Source organism: Arthrobacter sp. SDR-2R (assembly GCF_057747955.1).
Genome location: NZ_CM173231.1, coordinates 2,773,613 through 2,788,411, shown reverse-complemented (window position 1 = coordinate 2,788,411; position 14,799 = coordinate 2,773,613). Strand labels below are relative to the sequence as shown.

The 14,799-nt window shown below is 67.5% G+C and carries 16 protein-coding genes; 13 read left to right on the top strand and 3 right to left on the bottom strand.

What is annotated here, in order from left to right:
- Positions 1-138 precede the first annotated feature (138 nt).
- The 5 genes from AC3ANU_RS12965 (at position 139) to AC3ANU_RS12945 (ending at position 4,653) form a co-directional block, all read left to right on the top strand.
- Positions 139-654 (top strand): flavin reductase family protein, encoded by a 516-nt coding sequence (locus tag AC3ANU_RS12965; RefSeq protein WP_018770991.1) that lies wholly within the window; start codon positions 139-141, stop codon positions 652-654.
- 137 nt (positions 655-791) lie between these two features.
- The gene (locus AC3ANU_RS12960) at positions 792-1,094 is read left to right on the top strand and encodes a hypothetical protein (protein ID WP_488314643.1); all 303 of its coding nucleotides are present in this window, start codon (positions 792-794) and stop codon (positions 1,092-1,094) included.
- Entirely contained in the window at positions 1,084-1,692 is a 609-nt protein-coding gene (locus tag AC3ANU_RS12955; protein WP_488314642.1) for a hypothetical protein, read from the top strand. The genes AC3ANU_RS12960 and AC3ANU_RS12955 overlap by 11 nt, the downstream gene beginning before the upstream one ends.
- Positions 1,693-1,734: 42 nt before the next feature.
- A complete protein-coding gene (gene hrpB / locus AC3ANU_RS12950; protein WP_488314641.1) occupies positions 1,735-4,356 on the top strand; it encodes an ATP-dependent helicase HrpB in 2,622 nt (873 codons plus the stop codon).
- A gap of 150 nt (positions 4,357-4,506) precedes the next feature.
- Positions 4,507-4,653 (top strand): hypothetical protein, encoded by a 147-nt coding sequence (locus tag AC3ANU_RS12945; RefSeq protein WP_018770987.1) that lies wholly within the window; start codon positions 4,507-4,509, stop codon positions 4,651-4,653.
- Between the two features lie 5 nt (positions 4,654-4,658).
- On the opposite strand, the gene AC3ANU_RS12940 is transcribed toward AC3ANU_RS12945, so the two are convergent.
- The gene (locus tag AC3ANU_RS12940; RefSeq protein ID WP_488314640.1) at positions 4,659-5,336 is read right to left on the bottom strand and encodes an alpha/beta hydrolase family protein; all 678 of its coding nucleotides are present in this window, start codon (positions 5,334-5,336) and stop codon (positions 4,659-4,661) included.
- Positions 5,337-5,403: 67 nt separating this feature from the next.
- Between AC3ANU_RS12940 and ligD the strand changes: the two genes are divergently transcribed.
- Entirely contained in the window at positions 5,404-6,441 is a 1,038-nt protein-coding gene (ligD, locus tag AC3ANU_RS12935; protein WP_134165379.1) for a non-homologous end-joining DNA ligase, read from the top strand.
- Positions 6,442-6,564: 123 nt separating this feature from the next.
- On the opposite strand, the gene AC3ANU_RS12930 is transcribed toward ligD, so the two are convergent.
- Positions 6,565-7,185 (bottom strand): L-threonylcarbamoyladenylate synthase, encoded by a 621-nt coding sequence (locus AC3ANU_RS12930; RefSeq protein WP_134165378.1) that lies wholly within the window; start codon positions 7,183-7,185, stop codon positions 6,565-6,567.
- Between the two features lie 212 nt (positions 7,186-7,397).
- Between AC3ANU_RS12930 and AC3ANU_RS12925 the strand changes: the two genes are divergently transcribed.
- From AC3ANU_RS12925 to AC3ANU_RS12900, 6 genes are all read left to right on the top strand, one after another.
- Positions 7,398-7,829, top strand: a complete 432-nt coding sequence (locus tag AC3ANU_RS12925) for a VOC family protein (RefSeq protein WP_134165377.1) — start codon at positions 7,398-7,400, stop codon at positions 7,827-7,829.
- 95 nt (positions 7,830-7,924) lie between these two features.
- Positions 7,925-8,629 carry a hypothetical protein gene (locus tag AC3ANU_RS12920; RefSeq protein ID WP_134165376.1) on the top strand — a complete coding sequence of 235 codons (705 nt, stop codon included), beginning with the start codon at positions 7,925-7,927 and terminating at the stop codon, positions 8,627-8,629.
- 18 nt (positions 8,630-8,647) lie between these two features.
- Positions 8,648-9,154 (top strand): HAD domain-containing protein, encoded by a 507-nt coding sequence (locus tag AC3ANU_RS12915; protein ID WP_056390203.1) that lies wholly within the window; start codon positions 8,648-8,650, stop codon positions 9,152-9,154.
- Between the two features lie 153 nt (positions 9,155-9,307).
- Positions 9,308-10,555, top strand: a complete 1,248-nt coding sequence (locus AC3ANU_RS12910) for an inorganic phosphate transporter (RefSeq protein WP_018770980.1) — start codon at positions 9,308-9,310, stop codon at positions 10,553-10,555.
- Positions 10,552-10,773 (top strand): hypothetical protein, encoded by a 222-nt coding sequence (locus tag AC3ANU_RS12905; RefSeq protein WP_018770979.1) that lies wholly within the window; start codon positions 10,552-10,554, stop codon positions 10,771-10,773. The genes AC3ANU_RS12910 and AC3ANU_RS12905 overlap by 4 nt, the downstream gene beginning before the upstream one ends.
- A gap of 89 nt (positions 10,774-10,862) precedes the next feature.
- The gene (locus AC3ANU_RS12900; protein ID WP_134165375.1) at positions 10,863-11,423 is read left to right on the top strand and encodes a dihydrofolate reductase family protein; all 561 of its coding nucleotides are present in this window, start codon (positions 10,863-10,865) and stop codon (positions 11,421-11,423) included.
- A 10-nt stretch (positions 11,424-11,433) separates the two neighbouring features.
- Here the strand turns inward: AC3ANU_RS12900 and AC3ANU_RS12895 are convergent, their stop codons facing one another.
- Positions 11,434-11,898, bottom strand: coding sequence for a hotdog fold thioesterase (locus AC3ANU_RS12895; RefSeq protein ID WP_026266023.1), 465 nt, complete (start codon positions 11,896-11,898; stop codon positions 11,434-11,436).
- A gap of 217 nt (positions 11,899-12,115) precedes the next feature.
- On the opposite strand from AC3ANU_RS12895, the gene polA reads away from it, so the two are divergent.
- Positions 12,116-14,758, top strand: a complete 2,643-nt coding sequence (gene polA / locus AC3ANU_RS12890; RefSeq protein ID WP_488315976.1) for a DNA polymerase I — start codon at positions 12,116-12,118, stop codon at positions 14,756-14,758.
- The last annotated feature ends 41 nt before the right edge of the window (positions 14,759-14,799 follow it).

Sequence of the window (14,799 nt, the reverse complement as noted above, 5' to 3'; positions counted from 1 at the left end):
TGAAGCCACGCGCCGATGACGCCGGAAGTACGGGCATGACAATTCGTTTCGCCGCGGGTCGGTGCGTTTCAGGCGGCTTGAATGAGCCGATTTGCTGATGGTTTGGTGAGGTAACGATCCAGATGAGAGGCCATTTCCATGACAGTCACTTCAGATCTTGCTCCGCGCCGGCTCCGGGACATTTTCGGCACGTTTGCCAGCGGCCTGACCATCATTACGGGTTCCACCCCCGATGGGCCCACCGGGTTCACCTGCCAGTCCTTCGCATCCCTTTCGTTGGAGCCGGCGCTGGTCACCTTCAGCCCGGCGCGGACATCGACCACCTGGCCTGCACTGAGAAGGGCCGGGTCCTTCACCATCAACATCCTTCCGGCCGAACACCAGCACCTCGCGGGCCAGTTCGCGCGCTCGGGGACGGACAAGTTCGCCGGCGTCAGCCACGCATCCTCGCCCCTGGGGAACCCGGTGCTGGATGACGCGCTCGCCTGGCTGGACTGCGAACTCCATGCAGAATACGACGGCGGCGACCACACCATTGCGGTGGCTGCCGTGCGGCACCTCAGTGCCCGGAACGACGCCGAACCCCTGCTGTTCTTCAAGGGCCGGTATGCAGGACTCGCCCCCGCGGAGCGCCTGCTCGAAGCGGCCGGCTGACTGGCGCGCCCAATCCACCGGGCATTGCCGATGCCCCGGGACCCCGCCTCCGTGCCCTTGCTTTAGCTCCATCCAGTAGTAAGCTTGCTGAGCATTACTAGTAAGCTTGCTGATTAAATGGGATGGGAGCAGGAGCTATGGGCGCAATTTTCGGTACGGCCCTGTCACTGGTGCTGACCGTTGGCGGTGCGGCGGTGGCGGCAGAACGTGGCCCGGGAGCCGCGCAGCACTATATGGCCGGGCACGTGCTCCTCGGAGTGGGGATCGGCCTGTTGTTCGCCACCGGACTGCGCATCGGCATCCGGCATCTCCTGGCCCGGCCAGGATCCCAGCGGCGGAGCGCTCCCGTGGCACCCCCGGCAGCGGAGCTCGCCTCCGTGACTGTACTCCCCGTCCGGACCGCCTCCGCAGTCCCGCTGCGGGGCAGGCATGCCGCTTGAGGCGCAGGCACCGGCGGACCCGGTGCTGACTCCTGAGCAACGCGCACCGCATCCCGCACCCCGGCGTCGCCGCGGAGTCCGTGCCCTGATGCTCCTGTGCTGCGCCGTCGTTGCGGCGGCGCTGGTTGCCGGCGCCTCCGGCATCCGTTCCGGGGATGCAGACGAAAACGTCCTGCGCGGTTTCCAGATCCGGGTGCTGAGTATCAGCCAGGCCGCCGCCGAGAACAGGATGGATGGGGCGCTGGCTGCCCTGCAGGCCCTCGAGAAGGACCTGGGCGATGCGGCAGCAAATGGCCGGCTTTCGGCATCGCGGTACCGGAGCATCGAGAATGCACTGTCGGTGGTCCGGACAGATCTCGCCACGCAGGTGGCAGCAGCGTCCGCGGCAGCATCCCCTGACACAGCGCCGGGCGCCGTTTCGCCAGACCCTGCCCTTGCCGGCACCGGGCAGAACCAAGCCGCTCCCGTGGATCCCCCCGTTCCGGCCGTCGCTCCGGCGCCGGTCCCGGCAGACTCCGCTCCGCAGGCCCCCGGGCCGGAGCATCAGGACACCGCGAAGGAAGCCAAAGGCAAGGGCAAAGGCCAGGGCAAGCCCTGACCGCAGCGGCAAACAGCTCCCCGGCCAAGGGAGAATGGATGGATGAATCCTCCTGAGGGCCGCCCCGCCGCCGACGCCTTCGACCTCCGGGCGCTCGGTGCCGGACTCGCCTTCGAAGGATCCCTTTCCGCTTTGCGGGAGGCACTGGGAAGTGATGGTATCCCGGGTGCCGCCGTTGTGCAGGCACCGCCGGGAACGGGAAAAACCACCCTCGTACCGCCCCTGCTGGCGAACCTTCACGGCCGGCGGGGCCGCGTTGTCGTCACCCAGCCGCGGCGGGTTGCCGCCCGTGCCGCCGCCCGGCGCCTTTCTGCGCTCGACCGCAGCCGGATGGCTGGCCGCGTGGGCTACACCGTCCGCGGGGAACGCCAGGCGGGCCCGGACACCCTGATTGAGTTCGTCACCCCGGGCATCCTGTTGCGACGCCTGCTGGCAGATCCCGGGCTGGAGGGCACTGCCGCCGTCGTCCTGGATGAAGTGCACGAGCGGGGACTGGAAACAGACCTCCTGGTCGGCATGCTCGCTGAGGTCCGTGCGCTGCGCGGCGACCTCGCCGTCGTCGCCATGTCCGCAACCCTGGACGCGCCCCGGTTCGCAGCCCTGCTGGGGGATGACGAGGGCGCCGGGCCCGCACCCGTCGTCGACTGCCCCTCCGTCAACCATCCACTGGACGTGCAGTGGCTCCCGGCGCCCGCCGCCCGGCTGGACGCGAGGGGAGTGGCGCGCACCTTCCTGGATTATGTGGCCACGTCAGCCGCGGACGCCCATGAACGTGCCGTTGCGGCCGACGGGTCCGTGGACGCGCTCGTGTTCCTGCCAGGGGCCAGGGAGGTCTCGCACGTTGCAGCGGTCCTGCGCAGCCGGCTGGGCAGCAGTGTTGACGTGCTGGAACTTCACGGCCAGGTGGGGACAGCCGAGCAGGACAGGGCAGTGGCGGGGCGTGGTCCCGGGGACCTCCCGCGGATCATCGTCTCGACCGATCTTGCCGAGTCCTCCCTGACAGTGCCCGGCGTCCGGCTGGTCATAGACTCCGGACTGGCCCGGGAACCGCGGCGGGACGCAGGCCGCGGCATGAGCGGGCTGGTTACCGTGTCCTGTTCCAGGGCGTCAGCCGACCAGCGGGCCGGGCGTGCCGCACGGCAAGGCCCGGGGACAGTGGTCCGCTGCTACTCGCAGCACGCATATGGTGCCGCTCCCGCCCACGTGACGCCGGAAATCAAGGTGGCGGACCTGACCGGCGCCGCCCTGACCCTTGCCTGCTGGGGCGCGCCCCGGGGGAAGGGGATTGCCTTGCCGGACGCACCGCCCGGTCAGGCAATGGATGACGCCGTTGAGGTGCTCCGGGAGTTGGGCGCAGTGTCCGGTGACGGCTACGTGACTGCAACGGGCCGCGCCCTTGCCGGCATCCCCGCCGATCCACGGCTTGCCCGGGCATTGCTCGACGGCGGCACCTCCACCGGACACCGGTTCGCCGCCGGGGTGGTAGCCGCGCTCTCCGGGGACCACCGCGCACCCGGAGCGGACCTGACCCGCCTGCTGGCCCAGCTCAAAGCCGACACAGGCCCGGCCGGAAGGCGCTGGGCGGACGAGTCCAGGCGGCTGGGCGCCCTGGCGGGTCGGCAACAGGACGGCGCCACGGCCCCTCCCGCCATCCCTGCCGCTGGAAACGAAGCTGCGGGCGCCGTCGTCGCGCTCGCCTTTCCCGACCGCGTGGCCCGCCGCGTGCCCGGCAGCGACGGCGCCGGACAGTACCTGCTGACGTCCGGGACCAGGGCGGGGCTGCCGGCAGGCAGCACGTTGTCAGGCCACGAGTGGCTGGCCGTGGCCGACGTGTCCCGCGCCGAGGGAAGGGACGCGGCCGGTACGGGCGCCGTGATCCGCGCCGCAGCCCCCATCACCCTTGGCATTGCCGAAGCGGCGGCGTCCCACCTGCTGTCCGACAGTGTGGACGCGGAATTCAGCGGCGGCCGGCTGAGCGCGCGCAGGACCAGGCGGCTGGGAGCGGTCGTACTCTCCGCAACCCCCGTGCGCCCCACCGCCGAACAGGGCTGGAGGGCCGTGCAAGCCGCGCTGCGGTCAAGCGGCCTTGCCGCCCTTTCGTGGTCGACGGCGGCGGCCTCCTTGCGGCGCCGCCTCGCCTTCCTGCACCGCGAGGTGGGGGCGCCGTGGCCTGATGTGTCGGACGGGGCGTTGCTTGGGCGGCTGGAAGAGTGGCTGGGGCCCGAGCTGGAAGACCTGGCGGCCGGGAAGCCGGTCACCTCAATCGACCTGGCCCACCCCCTGCGCCGGCTGCTGCCCTGGCCCGAAGCGGCCCGGCTGGACGAGCTTGCGCCGGAAAACCTGGAGGTCCCCAGCGGCTCCCGCGTCAGGATCGACTACCCGGAACCAGGTGGGGACTCCGCCGCGCCCGTGGTGGCGGTGAAACTGCAGGAGTGTTTCGGGCTGGTTGAATCCCCGCGCCTGGCGGGCGGCCGTGTCCCGGTCCTGTTCCACCTGCTGTCCCCGGCCCGCAGGCCGCTGGCGGTCACCGGCGACCTCACATCGTTCTGGTCCGGCCCGTACACCCAGGTGCGCGCCGAAATGCGGGGCCGCTACCCCAGGCATCCCTGGCCGGAGGACCCCTGGTCGGCTCCCGCCACGGCACGGACCAACAAGCGGAACTGAAACCACGTCCGATTCTTTCCGGCCGGGGAAGGCTGCGTGAGAACTCCGATACACAGCCGAAACGTCGCGTCGACGTGCTGAAACATGCCTTCCCTACGCTCTTAAGTACGCGGACAACGTGGTCCGCATTCCCCTACGGAAGGACACACCATGTTTCTCTTGAACAGCCTCAACCTCCTGCTGGACGGCCGACGCAGTGAGGCCGGCGGGTCCCGCAACACCGACACCGGCACGTTCCCGGAAGGCCGGCTCACTTCCGCCGCCTGGGAAGGCTGGTGGCACGAGGACGCTGCCTAGCAGCGTCAGCCGTGCCCGGCGATGAACTCCGCCACCGGAAGCGCCAGCGACGCACCCACCTCATCGGCGGGGCGCTTGTTTCCCGCCACGGCAAAGGAGTGGTCACCGCCCTCCACCCACTGCAGGACCGCGTTGGATCCAATCCGGGCCACGACGCCCGCCAGGATGTCGGGCGTGGCAAACGTGTCGCGCGTTCCCTGCAGGAACAGCATCGGCGCCGTGATCCCGTACAGGTGCTCATCCCGGAGTTTCTCCGGCTTGCCGGGGGCATGCAGCGGGTAGCCGAGGTACACCAGGCCTGTGGCCTCCATGCCGTCGGCAACGGCCATGGACGCCATCCTGCCGCCGAACGACTTGCCCGCCGCCCAGACGGGGCCGCTGTCGCCGTTGGCCTCCGCCTGGGCGCGGGCTGCGTCCATGGCGGCCCGCCATGCGGCGATGGCAGCCGGAGGGCGGTCGGGGAACTTCCGCCCTGCCTCCAGGTACGGGAAATTGAAGCGCAGGGTGGCCAGGCCCAGCCCGTTCAGGGCGTCGCTGAAGCCGCGGAGGAACGGATGGTCCTTGCCGGCACCGGCACCATGCGCCACCACCACAGTGGCGGTGGGCTTCCCGGGACGGGCGTAGACGGCGGAAAACGAGGCGTCACCGACGGCGACCATGAGCTGCTGATCGGATGAGGGCATGGCTCCATCATGCCGGAGGCCGGCGGATATGCCGGTGTCTGCCGGCGGCCGGGTGTACGTTGTCCCCATGGCGAGCGAACAGACCACCATCACTGTCCCGGGTCCCAACGGCGGGCGCGAAATGCGCATCTCCAGCCCCAGCCGCGTCCTCTGGCCGGACCTGGGCCTGACCAAGCTGGACCTCGCCAGGTACATCTGCGACGTGGGGGAGGCATTCATCGCCGCCAACGGGGACCGGCCCGTGTCCCTCCAGCGGTACTCGGACAACATCGAAGGCGAAATGTTCTTCTCAAAGAACCCGCCAAAAGGCACGCCGGACTTCATCAGGTCCGTCAAGGTGGTGTATCCGAGCGCCAGGTCCCACCCCCAGCTGGTCCTTGACGAACCGGCAGCTGCCGTCTGGGCCGTACAGATGAACACCGTGGTCTTCCACCCCTGGCCCTCCCGGGCGGAGAACACGGACAACCCGGACCAGCTGCGGATCGACCTTGACCCGCAGCCGGGCACGGACTTCGACGACGCCGTTCCCGCCGCCTTGGTGCTGAAGGACGTCCTCGCCGAGGCAGGCCTCACCTGCTTCATCAAAACGTCCGGCAACCGCGGGCTGCACGTTTACGCACCCGTCGAACCAACACGCGAATTCCTGGACGTCCGGCACGCGGTCATTGCCGCTGCCCGGGAAGTGGAGCGCCGGATCCCGGACAAAGTAACCACGGCGTGGTGGAAGGAAGAACGCGGCCAACGGGTGTTCCTGGACTTCAACCAGGCCAACCGCGACCGCACCATCGCCGGCGCCTACAGCCCGCGGGCCCTGCCCCACGCCCCCGTGTCCTGCCCCATCACTTGGGAGGAACTGGAACACGCGGATCCAAAGAACTTCACCATCCTCACGGTTCCGGAACGGTTGAAGACGGTGGGAGACCCCTGGGCTGGCTTCAACGCCAAGCCCGGGACCATCGACACGCTGCTGGAATGGTGGGACCGCGACTGCAAAGCCGGCCTGGGGGAGATGCCCTTCCCGCCGGACTACCCCAAGATGCCGGGCGAACCGCCCCGGGTCCAGCCCAGCCGGGCGAAAAAGCAGACTGACGCCAACAACGACTGACCTGCGCCCTCCAAAACGGGGCACTTTGGCACGGACACGCCGGCCGCCGTCGGAAATTACGACGGCGGCGCCGCCAAAGTGCCCCGGGACCGCAGGTGCGGCCCGGGTTACTTCGAAGCAGGTTTATTCGAAGCGGGACGGGTCGCCCATGCCACGCCGGACCACCTCGGCCACCCCGCTGGAGAAATCAATAACGGTGGTGGGCTCTGCCCCGCAGTCCCCGGCGTCGATCACGGCATCCACCTGGTGGTCCAGCCGCTCCTTGATTTCCCAGCCCACGGTCAGCGGCTCTTCCTCGTCCGGCAGCAGCAGCGTGCTGGACAGCAGCGGCTCGCCCAGTTCGGCGAGCAGCGCCTGGACCACGCGGTTGTCCGGAATCCGCACGCCCACCGTCTTCTTCTTGGGGTGGAGCAGGCGCTTGGGAACCTCCTTGGTGGCGGGCAGGATGAAGGTGTAGCTGCCCGGGGTAACGGACTTGATGCTGCGGAACACGTCGTTGCCGATGTTCACAAACTGGCCCAGCTGCGCGAAATCGCGGCAGACCAGCGTGAAGTGGTGCTTGTCGTCCAGGTGCCGGATGCTCCTGATCCGGTCCAGCGCCTCCCGGTTGCCCATCTGCGCCCCCAGCGCGTAGCAGGAATCCGTGGGGTAGGCGATCAGGCCGCCGTCGCGGATTATGTTCACTGCCTGCGCGATGGCGCGCGGCTGGGGGTCCTGGGGATGCACATCAAAGAATCGGGCCATGCCCCGAGCCTACGTTCCCGCGGCCCGCGCCGCACCCTTTCCTGCGGGATATGCCTCGACACGGAAACAGTTTCGTCCCCTGACATTCAAACCCCGGAACACGGGATGAACAGGGGAGACTTCCCCTACCGGGTGGCGGCCGGATAGGGCAGGATGTTGTCTGCCCGCGTTCCGGCCGAAGCAGTTCCGGCCCCTGTGAAGGAGAACCTGCCATGCCAACAATCCTCAATCCCTACATAAGTTTCCGGGACAATGCCCGTGAGGCACTGAACTTCTACCAGCAGGTGTTCGGCGGCGAGCTGACACTCAGCACTTTTGGTGACTTCCAGGCCAGCGAGGATCCTGCGGAAGCGGAAAAGATCATGCACGGCATGCTGACCACCACCCAGGGCCTGGTCCTCATGGGCGCTGATACCCCCAACAGCATGGAGTACCACCCGGGTTCCGCCATCTCCATCTCGCTCAGCGGCGATGATGAAGTGGAGCTTCGCGGCTACTACGAGCAGCTCAGCGGCGATGGCGGCGCGGTGACAGTCCCCATGGAAAAGTCGCCGTGGGGTGACATCTTCGGCATGTGCACCGACCGGTACGGAGTCGCCTGGCTGGTCAACGTCAACGCATCGCAGGCCACGCCGGCACCCTGAGGACCCTGAGGACGTGGAGGGGGGAGGGCCGGCCAGCCTGCATGGATCTGCCCCTGCGCCTTGAGGCCGGGCCCCCGGGCTGGGAGGATTGATGCGTGAGGCCCCTCATGGAGTTCCTGTACGACAAGTGGTGGATGGTGTTTCCACTGATGGCGGTGGCCGGCCGCTGGGCAGGCGGCTGGCGGCGTGCCGGCGACCGCCGGTACCGGCGCCGGGTCGAACTGTACAAACTCCAGAACCAGGACAAACTCCAGAACCAGGCACGCGAAGCTGACAGGGCGTCGGTGGCCGACGTGAAGTCGCTCATGGCCACCCACGATGCCACCAACCGGCGATGGCTTGACTATGAGCTCGACGTGGGAAAGCTCATTGATTTTCCCCTCATGACGGACGTCCGGGAACCCCTCACGGTCGCCTTCCTGCGCGCCAAACGCGAAGCCGACGGCCTGCGGCCACCCTCTGCCGAAGACCTGACATCAGTGGCCGGCCTTGACGCCTACCGGCAGGCCGTGAACAACTTCGCGGTGGCCCTGGATGTGGCCGAGCGCGAAGCCATACGGATCAGGGACAGCAAGTTCAGCGGCCCCGAACGCGAACGGCTTGCCGTGGCACGGAAACTGCTCATGATTGCCGAGAACCATGCGGCTACCCCGGCCGAACGGCAGTCTGCCTACAAGCGGGCCCGGCGTGAGCTGGACGGGCTCATCGTCCTGCCGGACGTCACAGTGGCGGCCCTTGAGGGCAGAATCGCACCGCCGCTGGATGCAGGTCCCAGGCCGCCGCAGTTCCACCAGGGCTGAAGCCCCTGCAGGTGCAGCGTGCGGCGGACGCTTTATTTGGATGTCGACGGCGTGGTCTGCCCGTTCGGCCCGGAGGGAACCACCGGCTGGGGGTCCGCCTGGCAGCGCGCCGACGCTGGGCTGTTGCCCGTCACCTTCGCCGCAGAACTCGTATCGGGGCTCAACTCCCTGGCCATGACGCCCGGGCTGCGTTGTGTCTGGCTTACCAGCTGGGAGGAGCTGGCGCCCCAATACCTGTGTCCCGCCGTCGGACTTGCGGGCAGCGGCTGGCCATACCTTGCCGCGGACGGGGCAGCAGGCGGGGCCGTCTGGTGGAAGCTCCGGGCCATCCAGGGCGACGTCGAGAAGACCGGACCCGACTCGGTGGCGTGGGTGGATGACCAGCTGGCGTTCGAGGCTGAAGCACAATCATGGGCACGCTTCCTGGGCAGGCGCATCCTCACGGTGTCGCCCCATCCGCGGCAGGGAATCACGCCCGCGGAACTGGACGTGCTCCGCTCTTTCCTGGCCGGGCCCGTGTTTTGACCTCCTGCCCGGTACGCGTACGATCGATAAGGTTTCCCGCCGGTTGTGCCATCGCCGCAAGTCATTCCAAAGCAAACAACTGGTGAACTATGCTGTCCAAGGCAGCCGGGTAAGAGAAACTGCTGAACGTCGACTCTGCAGATTGGGCAACAGGTGGATATCACCTTCATGGTGGCGCTGGTCATCGCACTGGCACTATTTTTCGACTTCACGAACGGCTTCCACGACACCGCGAACGCCATGGCAACGCCCATCGCAACCGGTGCCATCAAGCCCAGGACAGCCGTGGCCCTGGCAGCCGTCCTGAACCTGGTGGGCGCCTTCCTTTCCACCGAGGTGGCCAAGACAGTGTCCGGCGGCATCATCCGCGAAGGGTCCGGCGGCGTCCAGATCACGCCGGAGATCATCTTCGCCGGATTGATGGGGGCCGTCCTGTGGAACATGGTCACATGGCTGAAGGGTTTGCCCTCCAGCTCATCCCACGCACTGTTCGGCGGACTGATCGGCGCGGCCATCGTCGGCGCAGGGTTCAACTCCGTCAACCTTGAGACGCTCCTTCAGAAGGTCATTCTTCCGGCGGTCTTCGCACCGCTGATCGCAGGCCTTGCCGCCTACGTCTGCACGCGCCTTGCCTACGCCCTCACGTCACGCCACGATCCCGAGACGGGCACCAAGCTCACCCAGAAGCGCGGCGGCTTCCGCACGGGGCAGGTCTTCACGTCCAGCCTGGTGGCCCTGGCACACGGAACCAATGACGCCCAGAAGACCATGGGCATCATCACGCTGGTCCTGATCGCCGCCGGAAGCCAGGCGCCCGGGTCCGGTCCCCAGCTTTGGGTGATCGCCGCCTGCGCCCTCGCCATCGCCATCGGTACTTATGCCGGCGGCTGGCGGATCATCCGCACCATGGGTTCCGGCCTGACCGAAGTCAAGCCCGCCCAGGGCTTCGCGGCCGAGACCAGCACTGCGTCCGCCATCCTCGCCTCGTCCCACCTTGGCTTCGCCCTTTCCACCACGCAGGTAGCCTCGGGTTCCGTCATCGGCTCCGGAATGGGACGCCGCGGGACCACCGTCCGCTGGAACATGGTGGGCAAGATCGCGCTGGGATGGCTCTTCACCCTGCCTGCCGCCGGCATCGTCGGTGCCCTGACCGCCCTGCTGGTGAAGACCGGCGTCGTGGGCGTGCTCATTGCCGCGATTGCCGGCAGCGCCGCGGTGCTCTTCATGTTCTTCTACTCACGCAAGTCCTCCGTGAGCCACCAGAACGCCGTCGAGGTGGAGGAAGCCGGCCAGGCTGTCCGGTTCGCCAAGAAGAAGGCCATGGCCCGCGCCCGGGCCGAAGCCAAGGCTAAAGCCAAGGCCGACGCCAAAGCCAACAACCCCAAGGAGAATCGGCGATGAAGTGGTTGGAACTCCTGACCGTTGCCGGCGCCACGCTGGTTGCTGCCGCAACAGTGGTGACCCTTTACTCGCTCGGCGTCCGGCTGACGGCCATCGCCGCTGACGCCGAACAGACGTCCCCGGCCATGAAGCGCTCGTTCGCTTATGCTTGCTTCGGCCTGTGCGGCCTGGCTGTCCTGGTGGGGCTGTACCTGATCATTCCGTACTTCTCCAAGTAGCCATTCCCGGAAGCTGCAGCCCGGAGAGCCGCAGCCCGGGCATGGCCCGGGCCATTGGCTGGACTGGGCCGCTTGGCTAGGCTGGGGCCATGCCGCGCATCCAATATTTTGTGGCCGCGTCCCTTGATGGCTTCATCGCCACGTCAACCGACGATCTGGACTGGCTCCTGCAGTTCGACGGTTTCGAAGGCGGGGCCGACAGTTACGGCGAGTTCATGTCCGGAGTGGGCTGCATCGTCATGGGCGGGGAAACCTACGCCTGGCTGATGGAGCACGAGCCCGGCAGGTGGCCGTACACGGACACACCCAGCTACGTCTTCACGCACCACGAATACCGTGCCCCGGAGGGCGCAGACATCACGTTCGTCCGCGGGGATGTCCTGGAGTTCATGGCCGACTTCGAGCGCGCGGCCGGGGACAGGAACATCTGGGTAGTGGGCGGCGGCAACCTGGCGGCCCAGTTCGCGGATGCCGGACTGCTGGACGACATCATCCTTTCCGTCATCCCGGTGGTCCTGGGCAGCGGGAAGCGGCTGCTTCCGGTAAAAGGACCGACGCCGCCGCTTGAGCTGGCTGCGTCCCGCACCATGGGCAGGGGGATCGTGGAGCTGCGCTATCTGCTGCCCGGCCGAACGGGCCCGCGGTCCTGACGCACGTACCTCAGCCGGCGTCGTCCCGGAGCATGTTGGTGATCCGTGCCGTTGACAGGCGCCGTCCCTGGGCATCGGTCATGACGATTTCATGGGTGGCAAGCGTGCGCCCCAAATGGATCGCCGTGCAGGTGCCCGTCACCATGCCCTTCGCAATGGACCGGTGATGCGTGGCACTGACCTCGATGCCGACGGCATGCCGGCCGGGACCGGCGTGCATCCCCGCGGAGAACGAACCCAGGGTCTCGGCCAGCACCACGTGCGCGCCGCCATGGAGTATGCCTGCCACCTGGGTGTTGCCCTCCACCGGCATGGTGGCAACGGTCCGTTCCGGACTCATCTCCAGGAAATGGATTCCCATTTTGACCACCAGGGCGCCAACGCCAAACCGGCCCAGCCAGCCGTGCATGTGGTCGGGAATGCCGGCGGCCGCCAGCTCCTCGGCGAAAGCGCCCGGCGTGAAATTGTCTGTCATGGCAACTAGGCTGGCACCTGTGAGTGAAACAACCAAACCGGCCCCTTTCCCGTCTTCGGCCATCGCTGAGGAGGCTGCCGCGCAGCTTTCGTCCTCCACGCCCAGGCCTTCTGCAAAGGCCGCCACCCCCGCTGCCGGTGGGTCTGTTTCAGCCACGGAAGCGCCCGTGATTCCCATCACCGACCAGCCCCGGCTGCTGGTCCTTGACGGCCACTCCATGGCGTTCCGCGCCTTCTTCGCCCTGCCCGCGGACAAGTTCTCCACGTCCAACGGCCAGCACACCAACGCCATCCACGGCTTCACCTCCATGCTGATCAACCTCATCAAGGAGCAGCAGCCCACCCACATCGCGGTGGCATTCGATGTCTCGGACGAATCCACCCACCGGAAGACCGAGTACAGCGACTACAAGGGCGGGCGGAACGAAACCCCCCGCGAGATGAGCGGCCAGATCGACCTGATCGCGCAGGTCATGGAAGCGTGGGGCATCAAGACCATCAAAATGCCCGGCTACGAGGCCGACGACATCCTGGCCACGCTCGCCACCATGGGTGAAAAGGCCGGATTCGAAGTCCTGCTGGTCTCCGGTGACCGGGATGCCTTCCAGCTCATCACGGACAACGTCTTCGTGCTCTACCCGCGGAAGGGCGTCAGCGACATCCCGCGGATGGACGCTGCGGCCATTGAAGCGAAATACTTCGTCAGCCCGTCCCGCTACTCGGACCTTGCCGCCCTGGTGGGGGAGACGGCCGACAACCTGCCGGGCGTGCCCGGCGTCGGGCCCAAGACCGCGGCGAAATGGATCAACCTGTACGGCGGCCTGGAAGGCGTCCTGGAGCACCTTGACTCCATCGGGGGCAAGGTGGGCGACGCCCTGCGGGAGAACGTCGACGCCGTGAAGCGCAACCGCCGGCTGAACCAGCTCCACACCGATCTTGAGCTCCCCGTCACCCTGGACGACCTCTACCAGCCGCGCCCCGACCAGGCCGCGATTGAGGACCTCTTCGACCAGCTGGAGTTCAAGGCCATCCGCGGCCGGCTGTTTGCCCTCTACGGCGACGCTGACACTCCCGCCGCCGAACGCGACAGCATCGAAACACCGCACTACACCACGCCTGCCGGTGCCGCCGAACTGGCCGCCTTCCTGGCCGCAGGCGCCGGCCAGCGGACCGCCCTCGCTGTGGACCTCGTGCCCGGCCGCATTGGCGAGGACGCCGCCGCGCTGGCCATCGTGCGCGGCGACGCCGCCGTCTACGTCGACCTCGCCGGCCAGGACGCCGAAACCGAAAATGTACTGGCCGGATGGCTGCGCGACCCCGAAGCACCCAAGGTGATGCACGGCTTCAAGGCCGCGCTCAAGGCACTCACTGCCCGCGGCCTGGAGCTGGAGGGCGTGGTGGACGACACCTCCATCTCGGGCTACCTCATCCAGCCGGACCGCCGCACCTATGAACTCGCCGAACTCGCCCAGCACCACCTCAACGTGGGAATCCCCGCCGCCACGGCCAAGGCCGGGCAGCTGGAACTGTCGTTCGACGGCGACGACACCGCAGCCGCCGACGCCCTGGTCCAGGCCGGCGCCGTCGTGCTGGCCCTGAGCCGCTACTTCGAGGACGAGCTCAAGGAGCGCAAGGCGGAGGAACTGCTGTCCACCCTGGAACTGCCGGTCAGCCGGGTCCTCGCCGACATGGAACTCGCCGGCATCGCCATCGACATGGACAAGATGGATGAACAGCTTGCCGACCTCGCGCGGGTGATCGACCAGGCGCAGGAACAGGCCTTCGCTGCCATCGGCCACGAGGTCAACCTGGGCTCGCCCAAGCAGCTGCAGACCGTCCTGTTCGACGAACTGCAGCTCCCCAAGACCAAGAAGATCAAGTCCGGTTACACCACGGACGCCGCTTCCCTGAAGAACCTCCTGGAAAAGACAGGGCACGAGTTCCTGGTGCAGCTCATGGCGCACCGCGAGGCGGCCAAGCTGCGCCAGATGCTCGAATCGTTGAAGAAGTCCGTGGCGGAGGACGGCCGGATCCACACCACCTACGCCCAGAACGTGGCCGCCACCGGCCGGATCTCGTCCAACAACCCCAACCTGCAGAACATCCCCATCCGCAGCGAGGAAGGCCGGCGCGTCCGTGGCATCTTCGTGGTCAGCGATGGCTACGAATGCCTGTTGTCCGCCGACTACTCCCAGATCGAGATGCGCATCATGGCGCATCTTTCGGGGGATGCGGGCCTGATCCAGGCGTACAGGGACGGCGAGGACCTGCACCGCTTCGTCGGCTCCAACATCTTCCACGTCCCCACGGACCAGGTCACCAGCGCCATGCGCTCCAAGGTGAAGGCCATGTCCTACGGTCTTGCCTATGGTTTGACGTCCTTCGGCCTGTCCAAGCAGCTGGAGATTTCCGTTGATGAGGCACGGACCCTGATGAAGGATTACTTCGACCGCTTCGGCGCCGTCCGCGACTACCTCCGGGGAGTAGTGGACCAGGCCCGGGTCGACGGCTACACAGCCACCATTGAGGGGCGCCGCCGCTACCTGCCGGACCTGACCAGCACCGATCGCCAGCTGCGCGAGAACGCCGAGCGCATCGCGCTCAACAGCCCCATCCAGGGTTCGGCGGCGGACATCATCAAGCGCGCCATGCTGGGTGTCCATGCCGAACTGCAGGGGCAGGGCCTGAAATCGCGGATGCTGCTCCAGGTCCATGACGAACTGGTCCTGGAAGTCGCTGCCGGGGAGCGGACCGCCGTGGAGAAACTGGTGACCGAGCAGATGGCGGCAGCCGCGGACCTGAGCGTGCCCCTGGAAGTCCAGATCGGCGTCGGGCCCAGCTGGTACGACGCCGGGCACTAACGTGTGTTGATGCTGGCCAGGCGCCGGAGGTCTTGGCTAGG

Excerpts from the sequence above, each read along its gene's own strand:
- AC3ANU_RS12965 (WP_018770991.1), top strand. The coding sequence starts at position 139 with ATGACAGTCACTTCAGATCTTGCTCCGCGCCGGCTCCGGGACATTTTC.
- AC3ANU_RS12960 (WP_488314643.1), top strand. The coding sequence starts at position 792 with ATGGGCGCAATTTTCGGTACGGCCCTGTCACTGGTGCTGACCGTTGGC.
- AC3ANU_RS12955 (WP_488314642.1), top strand. The coding sequence starts at position 1,084 with ATGCCGCTTGAGGCGCAGGCACCGGCGGACCCGGTGCTGACTCCTGAG.
- hrpB (WP_488314641.1), top strand. The coding sequence starts at position 1,735 with ATGAATCCTCCTGAGGGCCGCCCCGCCGCCGACGCCTTCGACCTCCGG.
- AC3ANU_RS12945 (WP_018770987.1), top strand. The coding sequence starts at position 4,507 with ATGTTTCTCTTGAACAGCCTCAACCTCCTGCTGGACGGCCGACGCAGT.
- AC3ANU_RS12940 (WP_488314640.1), bottom strand. The coding sequence starts at position 5,336 with ATGCCCTCATCCGATCAGCAGCTCATGGTCGCCGTCGGTGACGCCTCG.
- ligD (WP_134165379.1), top strand. The coding sequence starts at position 5,404 with ATGGCGAGCGAACAGACCACCATCACTGTCCCGGGTCCCAACGGCGGG.
- AC3ANU_RS12930 (WP_134165378.1), bottom strand. The coding sequence starts at position 7,185 with ATGGCCCGATTCTTTGATGTGCATCCCCAGGACCCCCAGCCGCGCGCC.
- AC3ANU_RS12925 (WP_134165377.1), top strand. The coding sequence starts at position 7,398 with ATGCCAACAATCCTCAATCCCTACATAAGTTTCCGGGACAATGCCCGT.
- AC3ANU_RS12905 (WP_018770979.1), top strand. The coding sequence starts at position 10,552 with ATGAAGTGGTTGGAACTCCTGACCGTTGCCGGCGCCACGCTGGTTGCT.
- AC3ANU_RS12900 (WP_134165375.1), top strand. The coding sequence starts at position 10,863 with ATGCCGCGCATCCAATATTTTGTGGCCGCGTCCCTTGATGGCTTCATC.
- AC3ANU_RS12895 (WP_026266023.1), bottom strand. The coding sequence starts at position 11,898 with ATGACAGACAATTTCACGCCGGGCGCTTTCGCCGAGGAGCTGGCGGCC.
- polA (WP_488315976.1), top strand. The coding sequence starts at position 12,116 with ATGGCGTTCCGCGCCTTCTTCGCCCTGCCCGCGGACAAGTTCTCCACG.